19 protein-coding genes are annotated in these 20,428 nt (G+C 32.2%); all 19 read right to left on the bottom strand.

Features of this window, described 5'->3' with window-relative positions:
* Positions 1–167: 167 nt before the first annotated feature.
* The 19 genes from flxY to NLG42_RS05065 all read right to left on the bottom strand — a co-directional run bounded on the left by flxY (position 168) and on the right by NLG42_RS05065 (position 20,401).
* The gene (gene flxY, locus NLG42_RS04975) at positions 168–1,454 is read right to left on the bottom strand and encodes a flexirubin biosynthesis putative acyl-CoA ligase FlxY (protein ID WP_257683148.1); all 1,287 of its coding nucleotides are present in this window, start codon (positions 1,452–1,454) and stop codon (positions 168–170) included.
* A complete protein-coding gene (locus NLG42_RS04980) occupies positions 1,451–3,118 on the bottom strand; it encodes a C45 family autoproteolytic acyltransferase/hydolase (RefSeq protein WP_099717825.1) in 1,668 nt (555 codons plus the stop codon). Before NLG42_RS04980 ends, flxY begins: the two co-directional genes overlap by 4 nt.
* Before the next feature lie 6 nt (positions 3,119–3,124).
* Positions 3,125–4,642: a phytoene desaturase family protein gene (locus NLG42_RS04985; RefSeq protein WP_257683149.1), complete on the bottom strand. Its 1,518-nt coding sequence runs from the start codon at positions 4,640–4,642 to the stop codon at positions 3,125–3,127.
* A gap of 1 nt (position 4,643) precedes the next feature.
* Positions 4,644–8,321, bottom strand: coding sequence for a 1-acyl-sn-glycerol-3-phosphate acyltransferase (locus NLG42_RS04990; RefSeq protein ID WP_257683150.1), 3,678 nt, complete (start codon positions 8,319–8,321; stop codon positions 4,644–4,646).
* A 269-nt stretch (positions 8,322–8,590) separates the two neighbouring features.
* Complete coding sequence (locus NLG42_RS04995) at positions 8,591–9,778, bottom strand: DUF2062 domain-containing protein (RefSeq protein ID WP_257683151.1); 1,188 nt, start codon at positions 9,776–9,778, stop codon at positions 8,591–8,593.
* Positions 9,779–9,796: 18 nt separating this feature from the next.
* On the bottom strand, positions 9,797–10,282 hold the full coding sequence (locus NLG42_RS05000; protein WP_089058870.1) for a hypothetical protein: 486 nt from the start codon (positions 10,280–10,282) through the stop codon (positions 9,797–9,799).
* Positions 10,283–10,284: 2 nt separating this feature from the next.
* Entirely contained in the window at positions 10,285–10,656 is a 372-nt protein-coding gene (locus tag NLG42_RS05005) for an ApeI family dehydratase (RefSeq protein ID WP_089058871.1), read from the bottom strand.
* Between the two features lie 4 nt (positions 10,657–10,660).
* Entirely contained in the window at positions 10,661–11,305 is a 645-nt protein-coding gene (locus NLG42_RS05010; protein WP_257683152.1) for a PorT family protein, read from the bottom strand.
* A gap of 3 nt (positions 11,306–11,308) precedes the next feature.
* Positions 11,309–11,926, bottom strand: coding sequence for a PorT family protein (locus NLG42_RS05015; protein WP_257683153.1), 618 nt, complete (start codon positions 11,924–11,926; stop codon positions 11,309–11,311).
* On the bottom strand, positions 11,927–12,532 hold the full coding sequence (locus NLG42_RS05020; protein ID WP_417955787.1) for a porin family protein: 606 nt from the start codon (positions 12,530–12,532) through the stop codon (positions 11,927–11,929).
* A gap of 37 nt (positions 12,533–12,569) precedes the next feature.
* Complete coding sequence (lolB2, locus tag NLG42_RS05025; RefSeq protein WP_257683155.1) at positions 12,570–13,205, bottom strand: flexirubin biosynthesis protein LolB2; 636 nt, start codon at positions 13,203–13,205, stop codon at positions 12,570–12,572.
* Positions 13,171–13,797 carry a flexirubin biosynthesis/transport protein LolA2 gene (gene lolA2, locus NLG42_RS05030; protein ID WP_257683156.1) on the bottom strand — a complete coding sequence of 209 codons (627 nt, stop codon included), beginning with the start codon at positions 13,795–13,797 and terminating at the stop codon, positions 13,171–13,173. The genes lolB2 and lolA2 overlap by 35 nt, the downstream gene beginning before the upstream one ends.
* A 309-nt stretch (positions 13,798–14,106) precedes the next feature.
* The gene (locus NLG42_RS05035; RefSeq protein WP_257683157.1) at positions 14,107–14,796 is read right to left on the bottom strand and encodes a polysaccharide deacetylase family protein; all 690 of its coding nucleotides are present in this window, start codon (positions 14,794–14,796) and stop codon (positions 14,107–14,109) included.
* 92 nt (positions 14,797–14,888) lie between these two features.
* Entirely contained in the window at positions 14,889–15,950 is a 1,062-nt protein-coding gene (locus tag NLG42_RS05040) for a beta-ketoacyl synthase N-terminal-like domain-containing protein (protein WP_089058877.1), read from the bottom strand.
* A 1-nt stretch (position 15,951) separates the two neighbouring features.
* Positions 15,952–17,151 (bottom strand): beta-ketoacyl-[acyl-carrier-protein] synthase family protein, encoded by a 1,200-nt coding sequence (locus NLG42_RS05045; protein ID WP_257683158.1) that lies wholly within the window; start codon positions 17,149–17,151, stop codon positions 15,952–15,954.
* Between the two features lie 144 nt (positions 17,152–17,295).
* Entirely contained in the window at positions 17,296–17,553 is a 258-nt protein-coding gene (locus NLG42_RS05050; protein WP_012023174.1) for a phosphopantetheine-binding protein, read from the bottom strand.
* Between the two features lie 2 nt (positions 17,554–17,555).
* Positions 17,556–18,173: a beta-ketoacyl-[acyl-carrier-protein] synthase family protein gene (locus NLG42_RS05055; RefSeq protein WP_257683159.1), complete on the bottom strand. Its 618-nt coding sequence runs from the start codon at positions 18,171–18,173 to the stop codon at positions 17,556–17,558.
* 546 nt (positions 18,174–18,719) lie between these two features.
* Positions 18,720–19,856: a beta-ketoacyl-[acyl-carrier-protein] synthase family protein gene (locus NLG42_RS05060; protein WP_257683160.1), complete on the bottom strand. Its 1,137-nt coding sequence runs from the start codon at positions 19,854–19,856 to the stop codon at positions 18,720–18,722.
* Positions 19,857–19,903: 47 nt separating this feature from the next.
* Entirely contained in the window at positions 19,904–20,401 is a 498-nt protein-coding gene (locus NLG42_RS05065; protein WP_099717813.1) for a hypothetical protein, read from the bottom strand.
* Between the last annotated feature and the right edge of the window lie 27 nt (positions 20,402–20,428).

Here is a 20,428-nt window from a genome sequence, read left to right on the forward strand (position 1 = left end):
TCATTTCGACGTAAGGAGAAATCCCACTAGTATTTCCAGTTAGAGAATCGCTAATCTTTGCAGAGTTTCGCGTGTGATTTCTCCTTACGTCGAAATGACAAACAAAACGTGTTTAGGTTAAGAAACCTTTGTCTCTTTGAACCTTTGCCGCTTTGTAACTCTAAAAGTTATCTATAATCAAAAAACCGAATTGGTTTTCGACTCATTGGGTTAAAAACCAAAGGGTTTAAAGTTTCTTTTGAAGCGAATTCTATTTTTGGAGTTACTCTTAATTTGGCTCTAAAGTGATCTTTTATTTCTTGCAAAAATTCTGGAGTTTGATTTTTTACAGCAATTTTTATCACGATTTCATCCGTACCTAAATCGTTTGTCGAAATTTCGATAATATGATTTTCGATATTATCAAAACCACTTAAAACGTCGTTCATTGCCGGCGGATAAAGCGTTGTGCCTTTGTATTTGATCATCTGTTTTTTTCGTCCTAAAACTGGACCAACACGCAAAGTGTGTCGCCCGCAGGCGCAAGGTTCATTATGAAGCAGCACAACATCGCCCGTTTTAAAACGCAGTAAAGGCATCGCTTCTATACCTAAAGTTGTAAAAGTGAGTTCGCCTGTTTCACCATCTTTAACAGGCAGATTATTTTCGTCTAATACTTCAATAATAATTAATTCCGGATGATGATGACCGCCTTTTCCATGTTCACATTCTGTAAAAGCCGTACTCATTTCAGTAGAAGCATAAGTCGAAAACAACTTAATATTCCATTTATCAGTGATTTTTTGAGACAAAGTATTCATAGAAAAATCCTGATCTCTCAGCGATTCTCCAATGCAAATGGCGCCTTTTACACTCGAATTATTATAATCGATTCCGTGAATTTCGGCATATTCAATTAACTTCAATAAAAATGAAGGAACAGTAATTAAATAACTCGGATTGTATTTTAAAATCGAATCCCACTGCATTTCAGGAATTCCGGCACCAACACGAATAACGCCTACTTTTAATTTTCTTAATCCCAGAAAATAAGCCAAACCTGCCATAAATTTTCTGTCGATTGTAGTCATTAACTGTACAACATCGCCTTCAGCAATTCCTGCGCAGGCAAACGAAATTGCTTCATTATAAGCCAATCGATCTAAATCAGAATCAGTTAAACCAAAAGTTACAGGATCGCCTAAAGTACCAGAAGTAGAGGCGTAGTCGATAATTTTATTTTGCGGTACGCATACAAAATCATCATTATACTGTTGTAAATCTTCTTTTGTAGTAACAGGCAAAAATTGTAAATCTTCGAGCGTTTTAATTTTCGAAATATCAATATTCTGTCCTGCAAAAAGTCTTTTGTAAAAAGGGGAATTTTGACTGATATATTCTAAAAGTTCGGTAAGTTTTTTTTCTTGAAAAATTTTAATTTCTTCTAAAGAATCTTTTTCTATTGCTGGAATCATTGTAGTTTTCTTTTGATCTTTTTTAAATATTTTTCAATTTTTTCTTTTTCGGGTGCAGTGGTGATTTCTTTCGTCAAAGCTTTTTCAAAATTAAGCTTTGCTTGTTGAAAATCTTTTATTTGGTAAAAGTACAATCCTGGCTTATAATATACAACCCAATAATCAGGGTTTAAGGATTGGTAATTTTGAATAAATGCAGCCGAAATACTTTCTTTTTTTTCAAGCAGTGAATCTATTTTATGATCTTCAATTCTAAATTTTTTGTAATTCTCGTAAGCTGTAGTTTCTAGAAAAGGATCTTTGGCAATATTTAAATTTTCTAGTTGAAACGAAACCAAAGTATCCATTTTTCGATTATTAAAAACAGCATCTAAATTGTAGCAGACAAATTCGCCTAATTGATACGGATTTGCAGATACCCAGACTAATTTTTCTTTAGGTTTAAAAATAATTCCGTGATGTGCCATAAGCTGATTCAATGCTTTTTCGGAACCATAACCAAGCGGAATATTTTTTAAACCGTTTTTATTTCGAAGAATTTCAGAAGCAATTTCAGGATTTACTTTTGGATTTTCAGACAAAAGTTCCTGCATTCTTTCAAATCGATATTCAGAATGGCTGTTGGCGATTTGAGCTTGATTCCTTTTGTCAGTTGCAAAAGCGTCGCCTTGAAAATGATTCGAGCAAATTAATTCATTATTATTTGAAACGTCGTAAACATCCATTTTTTTGGGAGAAACTTCGATTAAAACTGCTTTGTTATCATTTGCACTTCCTACCATTATAGATTCAGAAACAAATACTTTTCTTTTTTTTGCAATCGCAATAGCTTCGTCTATAGTTGCTGCGTGTTGTAAAATTTCTCGAGTAAGAATTGAAATTGGCGTTTTGGCAATTAACGGAATTTTTGATTTTGATGCATTAATTGTAATCGTTAAACCTTCTTGGTTCATTCCAGAAACCGCACCAATCATTCCCGGCCAAGTAATCATCATAAATTTATGACCTTCTTTCGGATTTATGAATGCTATAATTTTATTTTCGGCGAAAGCGTCATTTACATAAAAATCAAAATTTCTTCCAAGAATTAAACTTCCGTCTTCCGATTTTTCATTCCATGCAGCAAAAGAAGAACAGCCAACTAAAGCTAAATCTTGAAGAGCGTGGCCAATATCGTGTGCAGCGTGTAAATATAAGCCGCGTTGATATTTGGATGCGATATTGTCAAACTCATGCGAAGTATATTCTGAAACGCCAAAAATTTCTGTTTGATATTCCTCAGGAACATTCAAATATAATTTTCGATTGTACCATTTTAAAAAATGACGAAGCATTTTTTGTTCAAAATTTGACGGAATTAAATCGGTTATTTTAGAGAAAAAAATCTGTTGTTGTTTCTTTAAAAGCGAATCTGTCAAGGCGCCGGTATTTAAACCAATTTCAAGCGGATCGCCTTCAGCATACAATTCCCAAAGACCTTGTTTATTTTTTAAAAGTGAATTTTTTCCTGAGGTAAAAACAGAATCAGAGATTTTTTTAACAACTGGTTTTTCCGAATTATATCCCGAAATTTCAGGTTGATGGCGCATTGATTTTGATGTTCCGCAAGAAACAAGCGTTAGCAGAAAACCGATAAATAAAAAAAACGAGATTCGGTTTTTCATGACTTTTTATTCAGATTCTTTGTTGATTTTGGTAACTAAATATTCTTTACCAATAATTTCAGAGCAGGTAGAAACGGCACCAATTGTTACACCCAATACTCCGTGCATGTTTATACTTTGACCCGTAAGATACAAATTATCCAATTTGGTTTTTGCAGGGATTAATGTTTTCATCGGATTATTAGAATCTTTAACATATCCGTACATATTTCCGTTGTAACCGCCAATATAATCGCGATATGAAAGCGGCGTAGAAGAATGAATCGATTTTATACAATCTTTAATTCCAGGAAATTTCAGTTCAATTTCATCTAAAAATTTAGCTGTTTTTCTCGCTTTAAATTCCTCATAACTTTCGCCTCGATCACTTTTTTCAGCAGTTGTGTTAAAAGTATCGATCCAAGGAATCATATCTTCATATTTCATGTAGGTAATAAACGTCATTCCGTCAGCCCAGATTTCCTCTTTTTTTGAAGCATTCATCGAAGCCATAAAACCTTTTGGCCACGAATCATCATCATAATCGTGCGCAGTCCATACTTCGCTGCTTTTTTTGAAATGATAAAAATTATGATTGATATATTTAAAAGTTTGAGGTTTAAAAACCAAATACAAACTAAAAGCCGAAATTACACCTTCAAGACTTTGAACTCTATTAACAAACGCTTTTCTAAAGTTTTCTTCGCCAGCCATTTTCAAAGTTGTCTTAGGTTCAATATTTGAAATAAACATGGAGCCAAAAACTTTTGTTCCGTCTTTTAATTCGACAAATTCAACTTTGTTGTTTTCGACATTAAATCGAGTAACTTCTTTGTATTTATAGAATTCGCCGCCATATTTTTTAAGCTGTTTTAAAAGTTGCTTTGTAATTTGGCTTCCGCCGTTAATACATCGCCACGAACTTTGAATGTATGAATTTACCGAAAGTGCATGAACGTAAAAAGGTGATTTATCCGGAATTCCGGCATACAAAAAATTAGAGCCGGCAAGAACTGCTTTTAACTTTTCATTCTGCGTGCATTCGTCAATTGTTTCTTTTGCGTTGAGCGCAAGAATTTCATTTTCGTATTTTCCTTCCCAGTTTAAATTGTAAAGCGGAAAAGAATCGCAGATCGCTTTTAGTTTTTCGCAGTATTTATTAATATTGGCTTTTTCTTCAGGAAAAAACACCGTAAGCTGCTTCGCAAAATTTTCATATCCCTGCGCATGCGGATATTCATTTGGATCATCTTCAAAAGAAATCATATCGTAACAGTTATCATCTAATTTTTTCAAATTTAGATGCTCCATAATACCGATATAATTAAAATATTTATAGAGATTTTCACCTTTATCTAAACCTCCGATATAATGAATTCCTGTATCAAAAATAGTTTTATCACGAACAAAAGTCTGCAGATTTCCACCGTATTGATTGTTTTTTTCGAGCACACAAACGCTGTAGCCTTCTTTAGCCAAAATTATAGACGAAACCAATCCGCCTAAACCGCTGCCAACAATTACTACATCGTAATGCTCCTTCATTCTATTTTTTCTTTAATACGGTTATAGTATTTTCTTCAGCAGTAATTTCAAAACCAGCAGCAATCAACTTAGTTTTTAAAGCTGAGCAGTTAATTAAGATTATTGCAGTACTTAAAATGATTTTTTCAAAAGCAGCAGTATAACTTTCTTCAGAAATTAAAAGAATTTCATGTTGATTTTCAAATGCTGATTCTAATTGATCAGAATAAAATAGTTGCCTCTTTTTAAGGAAATAATTCGTTTTTGCAACAGCCAATTTTTCTTCATCATTTATAAATGAAAATACCTTTCGCTGTGGTTCCTGCAAAGTCAATAAAACATCGAGCTGCCCATAATCATTTGCAAGATGTAATACTTTAGCTTTAGAATCAATGTATTTATTTAAGTTGTAATAGGTTTCTAAATTCTGACTTAGATCTTTTTTTACACTTTTGCCAATCTCAAGTTCTTTATAATCATAGCTGTTAATGAGCATTGATTTGAAATAAGCAGGACCTTCAAGCTGCTGACGAATTTTACGATATTCTGCTTTAAAGAAAGAACTGATTTTTTTTGTACGCTCGGCATAATTAATTCCAAAAGAATTATTCTCGGGAGCAATTCTCTCTAAAATTGAAAGGGTAAGTGTACTGCGATGAATTACAAAATCGCCTTTTGGAATCGCTTCTGAGGCTCCATGAATTACAACTGGAATAATATCTAAATTAAATTCTTGAGCAAGAAAGAAAGCGCCTTTATGAAATCTTTTTACGACATTGTTTTCAGAACGTGTTCCTTCTGGAAATACCATTAAGGAATAACCTTCTTCAACTTTTTTTCTCAGATGTTCTACACCGCCTTCAAGACCTTCAGAAACGGGATAAAAACCTGCTTTTCTAACTGTTCCGCCAAATATAGGAGAGTTGTAAACCCAGTCGCTTACTAGAAAAATAATTTTTGGACTCAGCATTCCCATTGCAAGAATATCAATAAACGAAGAATGATTTGCAATTATAACGGCTGGTTTATCAAAAGTTTCATTAAAATTATTGATTACTTTTTTATGGATAAACGGGTTTGAATACAATACAGATTTCATGAATTTTGAAATCACATATCTAAAAGCTTTCATTTTTGTTTTTTTGCTCAGCGGTAAAATCGGCATTATCGTAAAGCTGAAAATCGACATTAAAATGCCGCCCATACCATAATAGAAAAACGAAATTACACCATGAATAAAAGTGCGTAATTGAAAAGGAGGATTTCCGTTTTTTGGTCTATTTGACAAAAATAATTTGAACAGAATAGGATAAAAAATAAATGTAATAATCAAAGCTGCAAAAACTCCAATTAAAGAAACAGAAGAAATAGATCGCAATGCTGGATGTTTTGCAAAAATCATCGCACCAATTCCTAAAATAGTTGTAATTACCGCCAGAATAATTGAAGTTCTGTAAATGGCAATTTCATTTTTTCCTGATGAATATTCTTTTTGTAAAGCACTTGTCATGAAAATACTAAAATCAACACCATGACCAAAAATCAAGGTGCAGACAATCATGCTGAAAATATTCATTTGAATACCGAATATTCCCATAATTCCAGCCGTAACAATTCCCGTTAAAGCAATTGGAATACAGCTGATAATCACTAATTCGATTCTTCGGAAGAAGAAAAATAAAATCAAAATTACGGCAACAAAAGAATAATTTACAAGCGAATTAAAATCAGTTTTTAAAGTACTGAAAAAGGTTTCATTCATTTGCTGACGATCAATCGCAATGATGTTGTCTGTGGCAGAAGTTGATTTTACAAAAATATCACGTTGTTTTGGGGTAACTTTTACTAAAGTTGAAATTGTATAAAAACCATTTTTTTCGGTTACAAATTCTTTTAGCTGCAGCGCTTGAACTTTTAAATAATCTGAAATAGAGATTGGTTTAAAATCAAAATCTAAATGATCAAAAAAGATCGAATAGGTTGTTGGTTTAAAGCCAAGTTTTGAACCTTCGGAAATCAATTGTGATTTTAAATTTTCTTTTTTCTCAGCGTTCCAAAATGAATTCCATTTTTCAATTTTCTCCTTTTGCGCTTCTTGCGAAAGTACAATGCCGCCAATTGAACTAAAATTTAATATTTTGTCTTGTTCTTTTGCTGCAGATAAATCTCCAAAAAGCTTGTTGTTGTTCTGCAGTACTTCTTCCATGCTTTTTCCGTACGAGGCAACATAAATGGTTTTTGAAGTTAAACTTGTACTTTCTTCCAATTGTTTTTCAGCCGCTTTTATGTCTTTCGGAACAAAATTTAACTGCGATAAATCGTTATTGAAGCCAACATTATTATAAGTAAAAAAACAAACAATTGTAATTATAATACAGAGGCCAATCAGGATTTTATTATTATGAAAGGAGAAATGCGCGAGTTTATCAATCGCATTTTTTTTATGTTCGAAATTGTCTTGTTTTGGATTATACAAATGCGGAATAATCAAAAGAGAGAAAACTCCAGTTGCCATAACGATTACAGCGGCAAAAATTCCAAGATCATTTAGGGCATCAGATTTTACAAAAAGCAGACATAAAAATGCAACGGCAGTTGTTGAACTGCTCATAATTACTGGCATTGTAATGTCTTTGTACAATGTTTTAATATCGCTGTTATGCTTGTAATGCGTAAGAATATGAAGCGAATAATCGATCGTAATTCCCAATAAGATTGATCCAATTCCGAGTGAAATAGCTGAAATTTGTTCTTTTACAAAATATAAAAAGGCAACTGCGAATAAAGCTCCAAAAACGGTTGGAAGAAAAATAATAAGAGGAATTAATATTTTTCTATAAAACAATATCAAAATCAACATTAAGGTAAACATCGCAATTGATGTTGTTAAAACAATGTCGCTTTTAATTTGTTTTGCATTGGCAGCCGCAATTAAAGCGGAGCCAAAATAACTCACAGAAGTTTTTCCTTTAAACTGCTGATTTAAGTTTTCCTGAATTGATTTAAGTTTTTCGGCAAAAATGGAGTTTTTTTCCGTTTCGCTTGATGAAATATCTGAGGTTATAAAAAGCAGTAATTTCTTTTTATCCTTTGTCATTACAAAACCATTATCGAGTGTAAAATCATCGCCAATATTTAATTGCTGTAACTTTTTTAAAGCAATAAAAGAAATTCCGAGTGGATCCTGCAGAATAAAATCTTTGGTAATAAATCCAGATGGCGAAATAATCGATTTGTAATTTCCTTGTACAGTTGCCGCAATGCTGTCTTTTTGCAGTTTGTTTTGAATGGCAGTATAATCGTTGTCATCTAGAAAAAGAGGCAGATTATTGTAAACAAAATCAATGGTTTCCTGAATATTTTCTTCGTCTATTTTTCCTTGAATTCCAGTAATGTATGGTTTGCAGGATTTAGAAACACTGTCTGAAAAAACAGCAGCCATTTCTTTTAAATCATCTTGAGAACCATTTTTTTCGAGTTTAAAAATAACGGTTGTTTTATCGGCAAAATTTAATTGTTTTAAAACTTTTGCAGTTGCATCGGCTTTGTCGTTTGCCGGAATAAGTTTGCTGATGTCTTCTTCAAACTTAATTTGTGAAGCAAAGAAACCAAATACTAAAAGCAGCAAAACGGCCAAAAGAACCGATAAAGATTTTCGTCGGTTTACAAATAAATGAATGGCGTAAAAGTATTGATGCATAATTATTATTTATTGTTTTTTTGTCACAGATTACACGTATTAAAATGATTTTAGTATCTGTGTCAGTTTGCCACGGATTTCACAAATTTCCACTAATTAATATAGCAGAGATAGCATAATTTTTTTTAGCCACAGATTAAAAGACTAGCTTTAGTTTGTCACCCTGAGCGAAGTCGAAGGGCGTTCCAATTGGACGTGGGCTTCGACTTCGCTCAGCCTGACAAATTGGATGTAAAAATCATTTTAATACGTGTAATCTGTGGCAAACCTTACTTAATATTCGTTTTGTTCTTAGAACTAAAAGTGCTTAAAAGCAGATAACTTATAGAACCAGTAATAAGCGCCGAAACGGATGCTAAAATAAGACTTCCTACGATATATTGTGTAGCATTTTTTTGAATATCATTAAACGTAACAGAACTATCTAAAACCAAAGTATCATCTCCCGCTACAAAAAAACTTCCCATTTTTAAGGAACCATATATGACAAGCGGAATAAAAGGCGGGAAACTTACATTTGAAGCTAGATAGGCAATGACTTTGTTGAGCCTGAATAATGCTGCAAAGGTAAAAAGCAGTACGGTTTGAAAACCCCAAAATGGCGAGATACCAATAAAAACTCCTAAAGCAATTGAAGCCGATTTTATGAAATTAGAATCGTTGCTTTCTAAAATATCTTCAAGAAAGAATTTTTTAAAACCTTTTTTTTTTGCTCTCCTAAAAAAATCTCTCGGTTTAATATACAACAGAGCGTTGATTACCAAAACCGTATTTAAAATACTGATTCGAGTAAAATCTCTAAATGGACGAAAATGTGAAACGCGTTCTGCAGGATCATACAAAACTTGTATCGGAATATTTTTAACTACAATTCCTTTCCAAGCGGAACGAACAATTACCTCAATTTCAAATTCAAATTTATTGGTGTAAAACTGTTTCGGAATTAATTTTAAAGGATATAATCTAAATCCCGATTGTGTGTCTTCAAGCACAATTCCAGTTTCAAACTTAAACCAGAAATTCGAAAATTTATTTCCAAAACTGCTTTTCTTAGGAACATTTTCCTGAGTCATATTTCGGCTTCCAATTAAAAGTGAATTGGGTTCTTTTTGAATTGCTTCAATAAAAACAGGAATATCAGAAGCAAAATGCTGTCCGTCAGAATCAATCGTAATTGCGTACTCAAAATTTTGTTCGATTGCTTTTCTAAAACCATTACGCAGCGCTCTTCCTTTTCCTATATTTTTAGGATGATGAATTTGAGTTAGGTGATGATATTGTTTTAGAATTTCGTTTGTTTGGTCAGTCGAACCATCATTAACAATAATGACATTTGAAGTGAAATCTAAAATAGAATCCAGCACTTTTTTCAATGTTTTTTGATTATTGTAAGTGGGTACAATAACACAAAAAGAAGTTGAACTGAGCAGGTCTTGCTGAGATAATATAGGTTTCATTGGGAGTTTTTCTTGAGCTTATTTTACAAACTGCTTCTCCTTGTCAGAGAAACTTTTAGATTGTAAAACAAAGTCTTTTAGATATAGTTTCAAAGCAGTATTTTGCTCTGCATAGTGAGCGGTAATAAAAGCTTTATCTTCTTTAATATTTTTTTTGTAGCCGGTAATTCCAGGAACATCTTCCTGAATACTTAAGCGAATCATTCTAATTTCGATATTGTTTGGATCACTTTTTATAGTCGCTTCCAGCAATTTGGCACCTTCTTTAAAACGATCCATTTTGTTTCTTAATTTTTTCTCGAATTTTGAATCTAATAAAATAGATGCCGCTTTGTAAGCCACCAAAATTTTATCATCGTCATTAGTAACACTAGAAAGTTTCTGTGTAAATTCTTTTGCATTAGTTTCTGATTTTGCAACGTCAGAATACATTTTTCGGATTGAAGCCAGATCAGGTGTTCCAACAAAATTTATCCAAAGAAGTAATGATATAAGTAATTTCATAATTATAATTTTTTATACGTATTGCTCAATTTCAAAGCAACAGTATCATTAAAATAAGTGGTGTTTTTCACCTTTACCAAATCATCCTCTGTGACTGTTATATCAAGTTCTAAGCGTAACTCCGGATTTGTCTCTGGATTAATCAACGCCATGAATTTTACATTTGTCAATGTTTGAATCATCAACGAACTTTTAGTAATAGATTCTGTAAGTTCTTTAATAATTTGAATCATACAAACGCCCGGCATTATTGGGTTTCCAGGAAAATGCCCCTTAAAAACCTCATGATTGGCATTAACTAATATACGAATATTATATTTAGCGTCACCTGTTTTCTCTTCCGAAAGTACTTTATAGAAGTCTTTTAAAACCATAATTTTATTTTTTTCCAAATGTATATGCAATACCAAATTGAAACACTAAGTTATTGCTGTCGCGACTTTCATCATAATAATTTGTAAAAGCATTAGTCAGTCCTTTTTTTACCCTTGCTTCAAATGCAATACCATTTTTTAGACCGTATCCTAATCCTCCAATAATTCCCAAATCGATATCATCACCTTTGTTAAAATTATATTCTTTAGCCTTAGGATTGGCTTTAATATCGTCAGCAATCAAAATATCTATAAAAGGCCCTGCCAGAACGTAAAAATTTTCACTAAAATTAAATTTATTTATTGTAACTGCCGAAAGATATTGTAATGAAACATCTACAGTCCCACTATCTTCTGTAGTTATAATTGAGTTTGTTGCTGGATTATAAGTACTAGTATTACCCATAGCTATTGTGCCTTTTCCTCCTTGTCTTGAATAGGTTAATTCAGGTTGAAGCGTATAAATTCTGCCAAGTTTTAAAGCACCAAAACCACCAATATAAAAATCTGTTTTGCTATTTAGATCAGTATTTGTCATTTTAGCAATATTAACTCCGGCTTGAATTCCCGGTTTAAAAGTTACCTGAGCTTGTGTTTTTCCTATTGCCAAAAAAAGTAATGCAATAATTGATAAATTTTTAATATTCATATTCTATTTAACGTTAAAAGAGTAAGAAACTCCAATTTGGAAATTTACATTAGTGTTATAGTCACCAAAAAGATAATTACTATTAGAATTGTTGTAATAGTAATCGCTGTCTAAAACATCTAAAAGTCCTTTTTTAAATCGAAATTCAAAAGTAAGCCCTGAAGGCATTTTATATGCAAGACCAGTTACAAACGAAATGTCATTATATGTTTTTCTAAAAGCTAAATTATCATTTAAAAGAACATCTAATGCTGGTCCAAACTGTATTTGAAAACCCTGTCCAAATGTAAATTTATTAATCATAGCGATAGACAAATAACTCATTTGCAAATCCTGATAAACGATTTTTTCTGTTTGTGTATTTGGGTCAATAAAATTTCGAGCAACATTATTAGATCCTTGTCTGATATAATTTATTTCGGGCTGCAGCGCATAACGTTTCGTTAGATTTATTTCTCCAAAACCGCCTGCATAAAAATCAGGTCTGTAATCTGCATGCATTTCTGAAATCGTCGAAAGACTCAAACCCGCTCGTAAACCTGGTTTAAAAGTTACTTGAGCTTGCATCGTTAAAACCGTAAAAAAAAGAAATAGGGCAGTCGCTATTTTACTTTTATACATTTATTTTACTTTAAAAGTGTAACTAATACCAATTTGAAAAACTTGATTTAAGATAACATCATTATAGTAATAATCGTTATTATCGTAATCAATTCCATCGTAACCATAAATATCAATTAATCCTTGTTTAATTCGGGCTTCAAACGTTAATCCATTTGGTAATGTATAGCCAACTCCACCAACAATGGCAAGGTCAAAATCTTCGGGATTGCTATTGATATAATTATCAGAAACTTTTAAATCTAAAGACGGACCGCCCAAAATGTGAAAGCCTTTACCACCAATGTTAAATTTTGCAACCGCACCAAGGGTTAAATAATTTAGTTCATAATTTACATAACGATAATTATTGCCGTTCCCAAAATATTCTCTTCCTTCATCACCTTGTCTAGAATAGGTTATTTCAGGCTGCAGCGAAAAATATTTATTAAATTTAATATTCACTAATCCACCAACATAGAAATCTGTTTTAGATTGATTATCATCAATATTGGTCAATGTTGACACATTTAAACCTCCTCGAAGTCCAGGACTAACTTTTACTTGTGCTTGAGATAATTGAATTCCAATACATAAAACGAAGGCAATTAAGGTTATTTTTTTCATCATTAGATTAGGTTAGTTTTAGGATTAGTTTAAATTTTTATTCTGATTTAAAATAATTCAGCTCAATTTTCAATTTAATATTCTGATGAATTATCTGAATATTTTCGGCAAAAATATTGTTTTCTGAATTGAAATACAGCGTAAATTTTTCTTTTGTTTTAGATGCGTGAACTATCTTTTGCAGTTTTTGATTTTTTTTGGAAACAAAAATGTAATTGTCTCGTTTTCCGTCTGCCGATTTATAGATATTATTAGATTCATTTTCAAATTGCTCCTGAATCAAATATTGTTTTTTCAAAAGCAGTCTAAAATCTTCTTTTAAAGTATTGATCAATATTTTTCGATCTAATTCCGAAACAATAGAATTGACTTTAAAATCAGTTTCAGAAATTTCGAAATCCATTAATTTATTTCCGAATTCCGTTGTAAAAACAATTCGATGTGTAGTATCATTTATTTTTTTGGCAATAAAAATCCCCGATAATTCATTTCCGTAAACGCTTATGTTGGTTTTATAAACATAATCGGTTTTTGAATCTGAAAAATACGGAACTTCATAAGACGTTTTGTCTAGTTTTTTGGGCGTATAGTTTTTTGTGACCGAGCCGCACGAAACTAAAACAATTGCCAGAAAGCAATTAATTAGTAAAAACTGAATCGTCGATTTTTGCATTGATTACTTTATTTTTAAGTACAATTCTAGTATAATCTTCAGATGATTCTAATAATTTTACCTGAACAACAGTTGCTTCTTCCTTATCAAAAGTCAGTTCAATTTGTTTGATGTATTTTTTCAGCGCAGTATCTTTCGGAACAAATTTTGCCAGATTTTGCCCTTTCAGTTTAAAATACGAAATCGTAAATTCTTTGTCATCAAACATATTGCCGCTTACGCTTCCTACAATCAATTTATTAATTCGCGCAAAGATTTTGCTGTTGCCAATATCAACAGCGCTTTTCTTTCCTTCATCGTTAATCAGGATTTTTCCGTTTTTGAAAGTAATGCTGTAATTGTATGGTTTTTTATACTGCCATTGCAAAAGTGCAGGCTCTTTAAAAACCATTTTTCCCGAAGTTTCAATATCTTTTGACAAAAAATCCAAATGTTTGTATTGAACAAAATCGGTACTTAAAGTTTTGATTTTTTTGGCCACAACATTTACATCTTGTTTAAAAGAAGCAATCTCAGCATCGGTCATTTTTTGTTCCTGAGCAAACAAACTGCCTGAAATAAAAAGAATTAGTAGAGCTATTTTAGTTTTCATATTTTTTCAAAAATTGTGCTTTATTTTTTTTTGCCACCGATTAAAATGATTTTCACAGATTACTATTTATTGAATACATGTAATTTTTATTAAACACATAGAGACATAGTCTCGGCGCTTTGGGATTGTGTCTAAAAGAATACAAAAAGAAACAGGTTTCTAACACATAGTTCTCTATGTGTATTTTAAATCAGTGAAACGCCTTTTTTAAGTATTCTAAATCTATGTTTCTATGTGTTAAAAATTATATCTGATTGTTTAAATTATAAAATCCGTTTTTATCCGCGTCTTCGCGATAGCAAATCCGTTTTATCCGCGTTCCATTTTATAAGCTTTAAGATTCAAAAGTTCTTCAATTGAAATTGCGGTATAATTATTTTGCTGTAAAAATTGCAAAAACTGTTCCAGTACCAAAACGGAATGCGAACCTGTATCGTGCAAAAGTACAATTCCGCCCGGAGAAACCCGTTTTATAATTCGATTCAAAATCAATTCTACATTTGTTGTTCCTCCGTCAAGCGAGCGAATATTCCAGCCAATAGTTTTATGTCCGGTTACTTTTAAAGCTCTTAGAATCGATGGCGTCGTAACTCCGTAAGGCGGACGAAAGAAGTTTATTTTTTTGGAAGTGAATTTTTCGAGAATTGCATCTGTTTTTTCGATTTCTTCCTTTATTTGTTTCGCATTATAAAAATCAAAAAACTTAGAATGCGAATAGGAGTGATTTCCAACCAAATGACCTTCGGTAATAATTTGTTTTACGATTTCAGGATGTGTTTCTACATTTTTACCAATGCAGAAAAAAGTCGCTTTGGCATTGTGTTTTTTTAAAAGTGCTAAAATTTCCAAAGTAAATTCACTTGGTCCGTCATCAAAAGTCAATGCAATTTTTTTCTCTTTTTCAAAGGGATTATTGCAGAAAGCTTTTACATGATAATTAGATGAAATTCTCGAAGAACCAAAAGCATTTATTCCAATCCAAAGAAAAATTAGAGCCAAAAAACACCATATATTTATTGCGATATAGAGATTCAGAAGAAGCAGTAAAAGCAATAAAAAGATAAAAAATATCGAGATGTTTTTATGCGTTATCATTTTGAAAGTAACGTAAAACTATGATTTTTTCCGCTTAATTGATTGTATAATAAAATGGTTTTGTAAGCTGGTTTTGTAATCGAATTTACTTTTATAATTTCTGGAATCTCCTGTGTTTTCAAAATTTTAGAGGCCATCCAAAAAGCAAATGCAGAAGCCGTATCGTATTCGCCGCTCAAATGTTTGTAATACAAAACAGGTGTTTTTGCGAAAGCATTTTCAGCCAGATTGCTATAATAATTTTCAAAATCGACATTTCCGTCAAAACCTAAAACTAAAGCGTCAATGGCATCGATTTCTAAATTATTAGATTTTAAAAAAGATTTAATTTCAGTTTCGATTTCGTTTTCTTCCAATGTATTTACAATAGCAACATCCAGAAGTTCAGCGTAAGTAGTATCTTTTCTTTCGTTTTCTAAAACAAAAAAACTGGCTCCTTCACCATAAACCGCACCGCTGGTTGCAGCATTTAAAACATCGTAAGGTGCAGAATTATCTGCTTTAATACGTCCGTTTAATTTGAAAAGTGAAGTAGTATATTCTCCGTTTTCATCAACACCGCCCACCAAAATCGAATTGGCTTCGTCTTCTTCAATTTGCATTTTGGCATCAATAAGTGCCGATTCAAAAGAAACCGCACCATTTACATACGTAAAATTATAACCCTTACATTGCTGTAAAAGTGCAATCTGTGCCCCAACAGTATTGTGAGTAGATTGAATAAAAGAAGTTGGCGTTAAAAACTCTTCTTTATTATCTAATATGCTTTTCAGGAATTTTTCAGAATCTTCGATGCAGCCCAAACCAGTTCCGGTTATGATTGCGTCAACATTTTCAACATTAGCATCTTTCATTGCTAAAGCCGAAGCTACGATTCCGTTTTTTACACCTTTTGCCATTCTGCGGCTTGCAGCTGGCGAAATATATTCTTTGTATGCCGGCGAAACAATCGCCAGTACATTTTCATCATGATTTACAACAGCTTCTTCTAAAAAAACAGTATCAAATGTTTTTTGAGTCGAAATACAGCCTACTCCATTTATATATGTTTTTTTCATTTTAGCTTTTTGAAAATATAAGGGTTGAACAATTTCCTCCAAACCCAAAAGAGTTAGATAAAACGTGTTCGATGTTTTTATTTTTTAAAGTAGTCTGCGGTGTCAAATCGAATTCCTCCATTTGAGTTTCAAAATTCAAATTTGGATAAACGACATTATTCTGAATCGCCAAAACGCTGTAAACAGCTTCAATTGCAGCTGCAGCTGCTAAAGTGTGACCTGTAAATGGTTTTGTTGAACTAAAATCGGGAACTTTTTCCTCTTCATAAATTCGGCGTAAAGCTCTTCCTTCAGATAAATCGTTATTTGGAGTTGCAGTTCCGTGCACGTTGATATAATCTATTTCAGAAGGTTTTAAACCTGAAACTTCAAACGCTTTTTTCATTGCTAGAAAAGCGCCGTCTCCATTTTCTGAAGAAGCCGTTTGATGAAAAGCGTCATTTGCATTTCCATAACCCGAAACTCTTGCCAGTACTTTTTTATTTTGTTTGGAAACAATTTCATCCGATTCTAAAACTAAAAAAGCGGCTGCTTCTCCAAGATTCAATCCTTTTCTTTTATTGTCGAAAGGTTTGTTATTATCATCAGATAAAATCATCAAAGTTTTAAATCCGTTGATGGTGAATTTTGCCAAAGCATCAGCTCCGCCAACAATTACACGGTCTAATTTTCCAGTTTTGATTAATCTTGCACCTAACATAATCGAATTTGCTGCAGATGAACAAGCCGTGCTAATGGTTGTAACCATTCCTTTTAAACCCAGTTCTTCAGCAATTTTTTCAGCAACATCGCCGCCATCGTGACAGGTAATATATTTAACCAATTCTGGTTTTTCGAAATAATCGTAATAATGTTTCTCCGTCATGTCCATTCCGCCCACACTTGTAGCCGAAATAAGTCCAGTTCTAAATTCGTTGATAGATGTAATACCGGCATTTTCAACAGCTTGTTTTGCTGCCAAAGTACCAATCATAGCGGTTCTCGAAAAATTATTATCGCTGTTTAATCCCAGTTCGCTGATAAGTTCATCGTTGGTTTTTTTAATTTCACCCACTTTAATAACATCTGCATGAACTGTAGAAATATTAGAAATGCGAGAAATACCGATTTCATTTTCGATTAACGAATGATAATTTTCTTCAACCGAATTACCGATTGCAGAGATAATTCCCATTCCTGTTATTGCAACACCTTTTGCCATTTTAGATTTTAGAGTTTTGATTTTAGATTCTAGAACTTTGTCAAAGTTTCAAACTTTGATAAAGTTGACGGATTTTAAAACATTTTAGATTTCAGATTCCAATAGGAAATCTAAAATCTAAAATCTGAAGTCTAAAATGTAAAATTATTTAGTTCTGTTAGCGCTTATGTACGCTGCCATAGTTTCGATAGATTGGAAAATTGTTTTTCCTTCTTTCGGATCTACTAATTTAATTCCGTAATCTTTATCTAAAATCACGATCAATTCAAGCGCATCAATTGAGTCCAAACCTAAACCATCTCCAAACAAAGGATCGTTATCAGCAATATCTTCAATTGTGATGTCTTCAAGGTTTAGAGTCGTGATAATTTTGTTCTTCAATTCTTCTTTTAATGCTTCCATGATTATTTATTATATAATGTATTGATAGTTTCGTTTGTATATTTTGTGTTTTCTGCTGTGCTGATGGTACAGAGAAAAGCTTTATAATTGTCATTAAAAAATTCTACCCAGCCGCACAAAACCATATCTGCCTTATTTGTATTCAAAAGAATATTCGAATAATTCGACATGAATTCTGTGTTAAAGGCATCAAATATAAAGAAAGAATTCTCACTTTTCAGCTGATGACGGATACTTATTTCGCCCAGACAAATATTTGGCAGCGTATAAACAAAAACCGCCGGACTCGGATAATAATTTTCTTTGTCTGAAATAGATTCCTGATATTTTACATCTGTATCTAAACTTGAAGATTTATTCGCTAAAACTAAAGCGATATTATGTTCTTCTTCTGTTGAAGTTATCGGACTCAAAAGCAATTCTGATGCTAAAAAAGCCAGTTTGCTCAAAGCATCCATTTTGAAAAACTTTGGATATTGCATTTCAAAATTGCGATACGCTTGTTTCGAGAAATTAGCAAAATCTGTTGGTTCAATTTTGAATACAGAAGTTCCGTCCAAAACAATTTCGTTGTTTTGGATAGTGATATAGGATTGTATGTAGGTTTTGTTTTGAGTCATTGTTGTTTTAAGAACATAATTTTTTAATATCCGCTTTTAAAAATAATTGTGAAAAAAGAACAGGAAAATTTGTTTTACGACCTTTTTTAATCATTGTCATATAAATGTTATTCTTGTCCAGAAAAAATATCCTGCTTGACTGATATACAGAATTAAGTGCGAGAGCGTCTGGTGATTTGTTATAAATTATTAATTCTTTCGAATTTATTGCTCTTTTACATCCTAATTTATTACAGTATTTACTAATAATTGCTCTATTTCTTTCAGCGTCATATTTGCTTATAATTTTCGTAAGATGTTTTTCAGTTGCCTTCCGATAAATTGCATAAGCAAAAAATAGACTCATAAAAAACAGCAGATAATATTCGGTTCCCGTTTTTGAATAATCTCGATATGGATCGAAGTAAATTAAAAAAGGACAAATAAATAAAAAACTGAAAAGTATAAAAAGAAGTATGGTATCAAATATGTCAGACCAGCTTTCACTATAAACCAGTTTGCTTTTGGTTATACTTTTCTCGATATCTAAGTTTTTTAAATTTCTCATTATACTTTCTCAAAAACCACAGCCGTATTGCAACCTCCAAATCCAGAAGCCGTTTTCAAGAAATATTGAATATTCGCTTCTTCATTTTTCTCAATAACATTTACTGCTTCGCTTACCCCAATTTCGTCAAAACCTTTTGATTCAAAAAGCATATTTTTATTTACCGATTCTATAGCAATTACGGTTTCCAATAATCCCGAAGCGCCTAATGTATGACCGTAAAAACCTTTTAAACTATTTACAGGAACATTTTGCAACCCTAAACGATTTAAAGCAATCGCTTCCATTTCGTCGTTAAACGGAGTTGCGGTTCCATGTGCTGAAATATAATCTAATTTATTAGTTTCAATTTGAGCTTCTTTCAAAGCATTCTGAATACTTCTGAACAAACCTTCACCCGTTCTTGACGGACCCGAAATATGATTGGCATCGTTTATCGAACTGTCACCGATTATTTTTATTTTGGCTTTTTTGGCTTCCGCCGAAACTAAAACGGCTGCCGTTGCTTCGCCTAAACTTACTCCAGTTCTGTTTTTTGAATACGGTTTGCAAGGCAGATCGCTCATTGCTTGAAAAGCATTAAAACCAGATAAAACAAATTCTGAAACTTCATCACCAGCCACTACAAAAACATTGTCGTAAAGCTCAGACTGAATCATTCTTTTGGCAACTGAAACTGTCAGAATTCCAGAAACACAGGCGTTTGAAACCACAATTGGCTGTGTCGTAAATCCGAAGAAATCTGCAACGTTTTTAGCTAAAACATCTAAATGGGCATTATTGAAACTGTCGCTAGTATTGTCTTTTAAAGCCGTAACATTTCCTTTTGTTGTTGAAAGTATAAAAGCAGTTTTTGAATTGAATTCGATTTCTGCGTTTTTGATAATCGGCTCTAAAGCCAAAATCATTATTTTCTCTAAACGAGAATATTTAGTTTCAGTGCTGAATTTTGCAAAAGCACTGTTTATTTTTTCATCAGAAATAATTGAAGCATAAAACGGATTTGGCATTAAAGAAATATCATTGTGAAGTTGAATTCCAGAATCGCCGCGAAGAATCGCTTCGATGTTCGCTTCAACATCAAAACCTAAAGGTGTGATACAATTCGTTTGTGTGATGTATATTTCTTTTAGCATTTTATGGTCATTTTCTCCTGCAAGGATTTAAAACCTTTTAGGTTTAATTAATATAATTTTGCGATCCACGTAACTTTAGTGCATTTGTTTTCGCACATTGTTTCGAGTACTCCTATTAAAGTTAATAAAGGAGTAGCAAAGTCTTCAATCTGATCTTCATCTTCAAAAATTTGATCATTTAACAGCTCTTTTTTCTTCGTTCTGATGACGTAATATAAATTGGATAAATATTTTCGCAATATCTCAGGATCTTTAAAATCGGCTTTTGAATTAAGTGTTTTGTTTTCAAAATAAAAATCATCGTTAGCAGATTGATCTAATGTTCTGAAAGTTATGTAATCCATTTTTTCTTTAGGAAAGTATTTTACGAGATCCTTTTTTCTCTCCAAAATATAAAGAAATGTATTCAACGGATAAGTTCGACAAGTACCTTTCATTATTCTTTTTCCTGTCTTGTCATATCCCACTAGTAAACCATAATATTCTGATGCATGAATTTTGGTAAATGAGAGAATTATTAATAAAAATAAAACTAGTTTTTTCATCTGTTATTTTTAAAGATAAGTTTAATT

Origin of the sequence: Flavobacterium plurextorum, assembly GCF_024638035.1 — a bacterium.
In the GTDB taxonomy this organism is placed as follows: Bacteria; Bacteroidota; Bacteroidia; order Flavobacteriales; family Flavobacteriaceae; genus Flavobacterium; species Flavobacterium plurextorum.